Raw genomic sequence first — 9,530 nt, 5'->3', positions numbered from 1 at the left:
AGGCGAACTGCGAAACCCGTCACCTTGGCATTCCTGTCGCGCGGCTGAACAAGGTCGACCCTCCCAGGGGTCACACCCCACTCAGCACAGAGCTCCTTGAACTCGGGAGACTGCGCGAAGCCGTCCACGACGTAGCTTATGGAACACCCCTTCTCCATTTGGGACGTCCAATTGTCGAGACCGGTGGCATCGGGCTCGCGGCCGAGCATGGTGAGGTAGGCGATCTCGACAGCCTCGTCATCGCTGAGACCACGATTGATGAACTCTTCCGAGACGAAGAAACCATTGGCTATCTCGGCCGCCGAGACTCCTGAGAGAAGAGCGGCGCACTGGGCGTTGAGACCATCGGGATCGAAGGAACGATTGAGAACAAGTTTGTAGAGGCGAACTGCGAAACCCGTCACCTTGGCATTCCTGTCGCGCGGCTGAACAAGGTCGACCCTCCCAGGGGTCACACCCCACTCAGCACAGAGCTCCTTGAACTCGGGAGACTGCGCGAAGCCGTCCACGACGTAGCTTATGGAACACCCCTTCTCCATTTGGGACGTCCAATTGTCGAGACCGGTGGCATCGGGCTCGCGGCCGAGCATGGTGAGGTAGGCGATCTCGACAGCCTCGTCATCGCTGAGACCACGATTGATGAACTCTTCCGAGACGAAGAAACCATTGGCTATCTCGGCCGCCGAGACTCCTGAGAGAAGAGCGGCGCAGTGAGCGTTGAGACCTCCCTCATCGGGGATACGCTCAAGGACAATCTGATATAACCTCGTAACAAACCCCGTCACGCCATCGTTTTGCTATCTCGGCCGCCGAGACTCCTGAGAGAAGAGCGGCGCAGTGAGCGTTGAGACCTCCCTCATCGGGGATACGCTCAAGGACAATCTGATATAACCTCGTAACAAACCCCGTCACGCCATCGTTTTGCTCGTCTGGACTCACAACATCCTCGGTGTCACCCAGATCAACCTCAGACGTATCTACCCTATCGCTACTACCAAAAGAAGACGACGGCATATAAAGCGAATTATCTGCTGTTGTCGTTTCGACTACTCCAGATTTAGTTTCACCAGTATCAGCAAAAGCCACCACAGCAGTAGCGCATACGCCCAACAGAGCCGCCAGCGCAACAGCACAGAGTCTTTGGCAAGTCTTAGTGCTCATTCAAACCTCCATAACGCAATCCCCAATCGGTACAACTCACAGCGACAATTGTACACCACAGCATTACTGTCAACCTCCAGCAACAATAGACCACCACCCCAAATCCGGCAAATGTCAACTCACCAGCAGTCTTAATCCGCCAGAAATCCTAAATGCATGTCTTTCGCTGAAATGATCAACTTGGAATTGTCGAATGCCATATCGCCATCGAGCGGCGGCCACACGATTCCTAAAGTTGGATCATTCCATGCAATTCCACCTTCATCGTTAGGATGATAGATGTCATCGCATTTGTAGCAGAACTCCGCAGATTCGGAAAGAACCAAGAACCCATGGGCAAAACCCCTGGGAATAAAAAACTGTCGGCGGCTTTCCGCGGAAAGGATAATCCCCTCCCACTGTCCGTACGTTACGCTATCGGGTCGTAAATCAACGCAGACGTCAAATACTTTGCCAGATATTACGCGTACGAGCTTTGATTGAGGGTGTTCTATTTGAAAATGCAGACCACGCAACACGCCTTTAGTAGACGAAGACTGGTTGTCTTGAACGAACTCTACGTCTATCCCGCCCTTTACAAAATCAGAGCGCTTGTATGTTTCCATGAAATAGCCACGCTGATCACTGTACGATTTTACGTCGACAACTTTGACACCTTCTATGGCCGTTTCCCTAAAAGTAAAATTGCCCGACGTCACGCAATCTCCCGCAGTCACGCTTCGCACCTCACTGCCCCATCGCCTGGTACTTTTTCTCTGTTTCCTCTTTAGAGGAGTGCCACCACTGAGTGTTTTCCTTATACCATTGAATTGTTTGGCTCAAACCGCTGTCGAAATCAACGTGCTGAGGGATCCAGCCGAGTTCGGTACGCAGCTTCGTACTGTCAATGGCGTAGCGGCGGTCATGTCCGGAGCGGTCGCGAACCCAATCAAAGGAGTCGGCGGACATACCCATGCTCTCGAGAATACTGCGTAATACATCGATGTTGCTCTTTTCGCCATCAGCCCCGATAAGGTAAGTCTCCCCCACTCGTCCCTTAGTCAGAATAAGCCACACCGCCGAAGAGTGATCCTCCACATGAATCCAATCTCGCACATTCCGGCCATCTCCATACAGCTTTGGCCTAATTCCGCAGATAATGTTGGTGATTTGTCGAGGAATGAACTTCTCAACATGCTGGAAAGGTCCGTAGTTGTTCGAGCAGTTCGAGATAGTGGCTCGCACTCCATAGGTTCGCACCCACGCCCGCACGAGCATATCGGAAGCAGCCTTTGTCGAGCTATACGGCGACGAGGGTTTATATGGAGTGTCCTCAGTAAAACGAGACGGATCGTCAAGCGCCAAATCGCCGTACACCTCATCAGTGGAAATATGATGAAAGCGCACATCGTATTTTCGACAAGCCTCAAGCAACGCATACGTGCCAAAAACATTCGTGCGAATAAACGGCAACGGATCGGCTATCGAATTGTCATTATGAGACTCAGCTGCATAGTGGACGATTGCATCGCATTCGGGCACAAGCGTGTCCAACAAATCGCTGTCACAAATATCGCCGTGGACAAACGAAACGCGATCCTGTGGCAAACCCGCAATGTTATCCAAGTTGCCTGCATACGTTAGCTTATCAAGAACCGTAACATGCACCTCAGGCTGATTCCTCACCACCCAATGCACAAAGTTGGAGCCAATGAAGCCGCAACCACCCGTAACGATTATTCTCTTCGGATCGGCCATGCTATCGCTCCTCCATCTCTTTCAAACGTTCAAGATACATATCAACAGCCTTGTCCCAAGGGCGCATTTCGTTTCCCACGGTTTCAGAGAGACGTCTATTGCGCAGAGCAGAAAATCGCGGCCGCTCAGCCGAGAGAGGATTATCCTTCTTATACTGAGCGCTTGACACTGGAATCACTTTGCAAAGCAAACCGGCTTTGTCCATGATATGTGTTGCAAAATCAGCCCAAGAACATATCCCCTCATTAGTGACATGAAACACACCGTAATAATCTGAGGCCGCTATCTTCAGTATCACGTAAGCCAGATCATTCGCCGACGTGGGGTTCCCAAGCTGATCGTCAACAACCGAAATGCTCTTTTGTGACGAGCCTAAGCGCAGCATGGTCTTTACGAAGTTTTGACCCACATATCCATACAACCACGCAGTACGCACAACGAAGCACTTCGGGTTTGCCGCCATCGCAAGTCTCTCCCCAGCAAGCTTCGTTCTCCCATACGCACTTACGGGTTCTACCTCGTCAGACTCCTCACGCTCACCAAATACATTTCCCGGAAAAACATAGTCTGTTGAAATGTAAACGATCTTGGCGTCTTGTTCGGCTGCAGCGCGAGCCAGATTCTCGGAACCTATCGCGTTAACCGAATAAGAGACCTCTTCATGCAGCTCGCAACCATCAACGTTCGTGTCAGCAGCACAATTTATCACAAGATCGTACTTGTGACCCCTGAACCACTCCTCAACAGCAAAAGAATCAGTCACATCAAGCGCTTCGTGGTTCACGGCGTCCCATGTAGCATTCTCATACTGCACTGGCAGGGAGCCAATCTCCGCTGACATAGACCGCAAACACCGAACAATTTCGTTGCCCAGCTGGCCTTTTGCTCCTGTGATTAGGATATGCATGTCCTAATACTCCCTCTTCGAAGCGGGCACCAGCTCGCCTTCGGCGATCTTCTTCAAGAAGCGCCCGTATTCAACCTTCCCGTAGCGCTCAGCCGCCTCGAGCAACTGATTCCTCGTAATCCAACCGTGCTCGAATGCGATCTCTTCGAGCACCGACACCGGCAGATCCTGAGATCGTTCGACTGCACGCACAAATTCAGACGCCTCGAAAAGAGACTCTATCGTTCCTGTATCAAGCCATGCGTAACCGCGTCCCAAGGTAACCACGTTAAGCATCCCTCTATCCAAATACATTCGATTAAGATCCGTGATCTCCAGCTCACCACGCGCGGAAGGCTTGACTTCTTTCGCAAACTCAACAACATTCTGATCGTAAAAATAGAGCCCCGTAACTGCGTAGTTCGACTTGGGTTCAAGAGGCTTTTCCTCTATTGAAATTGCGTTGTATTCGGAATCAAATTCAACAACTCCGAACCTCTCAGGGTCATCCACATGATATCCAAATATCGTTGCACCGCCCTCATGCTCAGAACGGCGCACCGCCTTGGTTAGGATTTTTTGCAAACCTCCACCATAAAAAATGTTGTCGCCCAAAACCAAAGCACAAGGATGTCCGTCAATGAATTCTTCTCCGATGATAAACGCCTGGGCCAAGCCGTCTGGGGAAGGCTGTTCAGCGTACGATATTGAAACACCATACCGAGAACCATCACCTAGAAGTGCTTCGAACTTCGGCAAATCCACAGGAGAAGAGATGATCAGTACGTCACGAATTCCGGCCATCATGAGCACCGAGAGGGGGTAATAAATCATAGGCTTATCGTAAACCGGCAAGAGCTGCTTGCTGGTCACACACGTAAGCGGATACAAGCGTGTGCCGCTGCCACCTGCTAAAATAATGCCTTTCATAGAACGAATTCCTCCTCTAAAACTTGATATTTAAGACTATAAGAGCTGGATCCGTCTATCAAACACACGCCCTTCTGACAAAATCGACAAATGATCGGCTAATGTGCAGGATCCAGCTTATCACTTTGTACATTACAGAATGCTTCCCTTTATACCGCTTTTCCAACAGTTGGTTAAAGCCAACCGAGTCCTCGCCTACGCGTCTCGCCTCGCGAATCATACGACAAAACCACTGCCGCTCATCCACCAACGGCCAGTCAACCACACGTGACAGAACATAGCCGATGAACTCTTCAATCTCAGCAGCAGCCGAACTCCACGACATTTCAAAAGAGCCAGAGAACGGACTCTCTAACAAATTCCCTATTGTCGCTTCGATCTCGTCAAAGGTCATGAAGAAAGCAATGTTATCTCGCATGTTAGAAAAATGGTCAGCCAGCTCTCGATTGAGGTCATTATCGCACGCAACTACTTTCTTTCCGTGTCTCCACGCGATGGTTATCGGCAGGCCAAAACCCTCGTATTGACTCGGAAAAACAAGGCAATCGCAATTCGAATAGAGAGCCGAAAGGAATTCATCGTCAACTAAGCCACCTCGATAGCATTTTATATTCGGAGCTTCAGCAACCAATTCATCAAACCCCACGATAACAAAATTACGTTTCGACTCTTTTGCAACGGAAAGAAACTCCACAAGAGCCTTATGCTTAAACTTGCTTCCAGCAACAAGTACATACGACTCAAAAGGCAAAGGTTCGGCTAATGCAGGTTCATCCTGAGACCCAGAATCGGATGAGAGATAGACTACCCTGTTCAACTTCGCCACAATAGCCTTATCACATTCGAAAAAGTCAAGATAATCGGCCCTGCTGAAATCGCTAATAGCAATAACTCCGTCCGCATATCGCAAGCCACCTCGAACGACATCAGCCCGCGATGGCTCCTCCGCCGCCAAATACCCCGACCGCAGCAAAATACAGTCAAGCATTGTGTACACAATGCGCATACAATGATCATTTAGATACAGCTGCTGCTCCATATCTAAGGGCTGAGCACTAACGAACCCAATATCAAACAGAAGCTCTTCTTCACAACTATCCGAACACAACAACAAACAGGGACGATCTGCCAACCCGTGAAAAAAAGTTGCTTCGTGATTACATCGCACGACTATCTCGTATTTCTCCGAACAGAACTTAAGAAAATAGTCAAGCACCGCAAGCTGCATCTCCGAAGTGCCACAGTACCAGGGCACCATATTCGAATACTCGAAAAGAACTTTCGGCTTGTTACGCAAGGTGACAGATAGCGCTTTCGCAAACTCAACTCTCCAGAGGTTCTCCTGAAGAACCTCTTTCCCAAGTACTTCTGGATAATCCCTACCTAAAGCTTTCTTGAACGAATTCTGATCAAGGAAGCTCACCGCATCAGAAGGGATGAGCACCTGATTTGCCTGAACACACGAAAACCCATATCTGTTTACCCTGACGGCAAATTCCGCGATGGCGTAACTAAACTCATCAAAAAGCTCAAACCCACCAAAACGCCTGAAAATGTCGCTTCGCACAAGTACACAATCGTGCAAAGGGAGAAGGAAGATGGATGTCTCCGGCAACGACCCGATCGCATCGTCGGAGTCCGTCAAGCGGACGCCAGCATAAGGAAAAACCACTCCATGTCTGTCAAACTTCATCGCACACTCGTAAAGGCGCGCACGTCCATCATTGCTTATCTCGTATCGAAAAGGAGCAAAAAGGATGCATTCGCTTTTTACCAGCTCCTCATCGCATGCATTGATCTCGAATGCGTGAGAAAAGTCCTTTCGAGCCATTACTTCCACCTTGCCTGGAACACAACAAGAAAGAAATTCTGCTTTATAAGTAGACATATCCACTCCCCTTTTAAAAGGCAAACAAATGCTATTCGCAATCTCATCCAGCCCATTTGCCAGTATTATGATTAATTGCCCTGTTAAGCACAACAGGCGAGAGTATTGTTAAAGACAGAACCATCAGACACTATCAAGACGGTTAGACCGGCGTACCACCTCCTTCAGCGGCACCGGCACCCTTTGTTTGCATTCTAAGATATAATGCTCTCAACGATTTGCAGAACAAGGAGACAGTGTGAAGAGAGACAATGCTGCGAACAGCGAACTTCGTCGCAAGTGGTTCGTCATCACCTCATTGGTTGGTAGGGACTTCAAATTAAAATATCGCCGCAGCTTTCTCGGAGTCTTATGGAGCGTTCTTAATCCTTTGCTCATGATGTGCGTTCTCAGTGCCGTCTTTAGTGCTTTTTTCAAATTTGACATTGAAAACTTTCCCTTGTATCTCATCTTGGGACAGATCATCTTCAACCTCATGAGTGACTCGACAAGCTCATCCTTGCGGAGCATCATCGACTCTGCTTCCCTCATCAAGAAAATTCGCATTGATAAGATTGTCTTCCCTATCGAAAAGTGCTTGTTTCAGTGCATCAACTTTGGCTTCTCCCTTATTGCTGTAGCCATCGTCATGCTTTGGTTCCAAATTGCACCTACATGGAGAATAATCTACGCTTTACCTCTGGTTGTTTTCGTTCTTCTGTTCAGTATGGGCTTGAGCATGATGTTGTCGAGCCTTGCTGTGTTCTTTCGAGATGTCGTTCATTTGTGGGGGGTGTTTCTCACCGCATGGACCTATGCTACCCCGCTGTTCTATCCCGTCAGTATTCTCCCCGATTGGATGATCATGGTGGAGAAGTTTAACCCTATGTTCTATTTCGTTTCATACTTTCGCGACATCATGCTCTATGCAACCACGCCAAGTATCATGTTCAACTTGCAGTGCTTCGGTTTTGCGATCATAACCTTCCTTGTCGGGTTACTTGTTTTCAAGATGGTCGAAAAGAAATTCATTCTCTACATTTAAGTATCTTTCTTTTGTTATCAATTTGGAGTGAGCAATATGACCAATGCAGAGCGGAACGTGCTCGAGCACAAAGCAAAAGAAACCGATAGTGCAACCATGGTCAAGGTTGACCATGTGACCATGGCCTTTAATATAGCCAGCGAACAGCTTAACAATCTTAAAGAATACGCTATAGCCATAGCACGCCGAGAGCTCGTATTTAAAGAGTTCTTAGCTTTACAAGACATCAGCTTTGAGGTGAAAAAAGGCGACGTCTTTGGAATATTGGGTACCAATGGTTCCGGCAAGTCAACAATGATGAAAATTATCGCAGGCGTCCTTGAGCCAACGCATGGTGCCTGTACCGTGAACGGCAGCATAGCACCGCTCATCGAGCTTGGTGCTGGCTTCGACATGGATCTAACAGCACGCGAGAACATCTATCTTAACGGAGCTCTTCTTGGATACAGCAGAAAGTTCATTCGTCAACATTTCGACGAAATCGTCGACTTTGCCGAAATCGGTGATTTTTTGGATATGCCGCTGAAGAACTACTCGTCCGGCATGATAGCGCGCATCGCCTTCGCTATCGCAACAGTTATAGTACCGGAAATCTTGCTCGTTGATGAGGTTCTCTCAGTTGGCGACTTCATGTTCCAGAAAAAGTGCGAGAAACGTATCGAAGAACTCATCACTAAGCACAATGTCACAGTTCTTGTAGTCTCGCACGATAACAATCAAATATCCCGACTGTGCAACAAAGCAATCTGGATAGAGAAGGGTCACACACGCATTCAAGGAGATTCTCAGCAAGTTTGCCTTGCCTATGGAGCGCTCGGGGGACGAAAGGGCTCAAGCGAAAGTGAAGTGTTTCTCTTCAATCTACTAATATCATCCCTGAACAACCAGCAACATGCAGCACATCTAATTACAGAAAGTGATCCTTGTGAAATTCCAACACTTTTGCTGGCATCTAGAGGTACATCACCTGAAAAACCCGAAGATGACAACTCTGTCGTTATTGCATTGGCTTCCACACATATCAACTCGATATACGCTAATAGTCTTTGTTCCAACCCTTGCACTCCCGTTTTCCAAACCCGAGCAGACTCTCTTCCTATATCGGTAAAGAACTACATTGAACGAATTAAGCCTAATTCCATTACCTTTGTCAGTTGTGGCCAATCTACCAATAGCATAATTAGATACTGTTCCAATTTAGATTGGAAACCCGAAGTCATCGATCTTTCCGGAAGTGGCTATTTTCCACTATACTCAATGGAGATAATTAAGTACGGACTCAAAAAGAACCTCTGGGACTCCACCCTAGTTGTTATCGACTTCGAGAGTCAAGCTGAAGCTCTAGCCTTCTCCCCATATTTAGCAAGAGACCATTGCCCTGTCATGGTAGTCAAAGGGGAGGTGGGGAAAAACGAATTGCTCGACCTTTTAGACAATGATCCAAAAGAAGAATTGTCCCAGATCATTGCTGTTGGTCCGCTTCATCCCTCTATTGTCCGAATTTGTAAAGACCATTTACCAACCAAAATGATTGGAACGAGCGACGATAGTCTCTGGAAACGCTGCATATCAATCTCCCAATGGGCATGCGAAACAGCAGAGAAGCCTTTCGAAGTTTACATTCTATCCATTGACTCTAGCCAATGGCTTCATGCCTTCAGTATTGCAAGTTGTTCCCATACTGAGCGTACAGTTGTATTGTTCGAAGATCTTACGAACTTAGACAGCATGGCAGCATGCGTAGATTTCATCAAAGAACATATTAGCGACATTCATGCTCTGCATTTTGTCGGCAGCGAAAACTCCTTTTCAATCGATGATTACTCTTTGTTGGACTGCATTTTTCATAACCTGAAATCTATGGAGTGATCGTTAGACGCTAACTCGATTGCCGACAAAAGATC

General features: G+C 48.0%; 9 protein-coding genes. 2 read left to right on the top strand and 7 right to left on the bottom strand.

Annotated features, from left to right (window positions below; translation table 11 throughout):
- The 7 genes from G7Y44_RS09955 to G7Y44_RS09925 all read right to left on the bottom strand — a co-directional run.
- Positions 1-785, bottom strand: a 785-nt coding sequence (locus G7Y44_RS09955; protein WP_165249585.1) for a DUF4214 domain-containing protein, incomplete at its 3' end; no start/stop codon positions are given.
- Positions 745-1,161, bottom strand: coding sequence for a DUF4214 domain-containing protein (locus G7Y44_RS09950; RefSeq protein WP_165249583.1), 417 nt, complete (start codon positions 1,159-1,161; stop codon positions 745-747). The genes G7Y44_RS09955 and G7Y44_RS09950, both read right to left, overlap by 41 nt.
- 131 nt (positions 1,162-1,292) lie before the next feature.
- Positions 1,293-1,877 (bottom strand): dTDP-4-dehydrorhamnose 3,5-epimerase, encoded by a 585-nt coding sequence (gene rfbC, locus G7Y44_RS09945; protein WP_165249581.1) that lies wholly within the window; start codon positions 1,875-1,877, stop codon positions 1,293-1,295.
- Positions 1,878-1,887: 10 nt separating this feature from the next.
- On the bottom strand, positions 1,888-2,898 hold the full coding sequence (gene rfbB, locus G7Y44_RS09940; RefSeq protein WP_165249579.1) for a dTDP-glucose 4,6-dehydratase: 1,011 nt from the start codon (positions 2,896-2,898) through the stop codon (positions 1,888-1,890).
- Between the two features lies 1 nt (position 2,899).
- Entirely contained in the window at positions 2,900-3,805 is a 906-nt protein-coding gene (rfbD, locus tag G7Y44_RS09935; RefSeq protein ID WP_165249577.1) for a dTDP-4-dehydrorhamnose reductase, read from the bottom strand.
- A 3-nt stretch (positions 3,806-3,808) separates the two neighbouring features.
- Positions 3,809-4,714: a glucose-1-phosphate thymidylyltransferase RfbA gene (gene rfbA / locus G7Y44_RS09930; RefSeq protein WP_165249575.1), complete on the bottom strand. Its 906-nt coding sequence runs from the start codon at positions 4,712-4,714 to the stop codon at positions 3,809-3,811.
- Between the two features lie 58 nt (positions 4,715-4,772).
- On the bottom strand, positions 4,773-6,695 hold the full coding sequence (locus G7Y44_RS09925; RefSeq protein ID WP_165249573.1) for a glycosyltransferase: 1,923 nt from the start codon (positions 6,693-6,695) through the stop codon (positions 4,773-4,775).
- A 145-nt stretch (positions 6,696-6,840) separates the two neighbouring features.
- Here G7Y44_RS09925 and G7Y44_RS09920 point away from each other — a divergent pair, with 145 nt between their 5' ends.
- Together G7Y44_RS09920 and G7Y44_RS09915 are read left to right on the top strand one after the other, a co-directional pair.
- Positions 6,841-7,626 (top strand): ABC transporter permease, encoded by a 786-nt coding sequence (locus G7Y44_RS09920; protein ID WP_165249571.1) that lies wholly within the window; start codon positions 6,841-6,843, stop codon positions 7,624-7,626.
- Between the two features lie 36 nt (positions 7,627-7,662).
- Positions 7,663-9,495 carry an ABC transporter ATP-binding protein gene (locus G7Y44_RS09915; protein WP_165249569.1) on the top strand — a complete coding sequence of 611 codons (1,833 nt, stop codon included), beginning with the start codon at positions 7,663-7,665 and terminating at the stop codon, positions 9,493-9,495.
- Positions 9,496-9,530 lie beyond the last annotated feature (35 nt).

Origin of the sequence: Adlercreutzia sp. ZJ141, from assembly GCF_011038965.1 — a bacterium.
Taxonomy (GTDB): Bacteria; Actinomycetota; Coriobacteriia; order Coriobacteriales; family Eggerthellaceae; genus ZJ141.
Note: the sequence above shows the minus strand (reverse complement) of the source record. Positions and strands in the feature narration are given on the sequence as shown.

Bases quoted from the DNA above. Each gene is read 5' to 3' on its own strand.
- G7Y44_RS09950 (WP_165249583.1), bottom strand. From the start codon at position 1,161: ATGAGCACTAAGACTTGCCAAAGACTCTGTGCTGTTGCGCTGGCGGCT.
- rfbB (WP_165249579.1), bottom strand. From the start codon at position 2,898: ATGGCCGATCCGAAGAGAATAATCGTTACGGGTGGTTGCGGCTTCATT.
- rfbD (WP_165249577.1), bottom strand. From the start codon at position 3,805: ATGCATATCCTAATCACAGGAGCAAAAGGCCAGCTGGGCAACGAAATT.
- rfbA (WP_165249575.1), bottom strand. From the start codon at position 4,714: ATGAAAGGCATTATTTTAGCAGGTGGCAGCGGCACACGCTTGTATCCG.
- G7Y44_RS09915 (WP_165249569.1), top strand. From the start codon at position 7,663: ATGACCAATGCAGAGCGGAACGTGCTCGAGCACAAAGCAAAAGAAACC.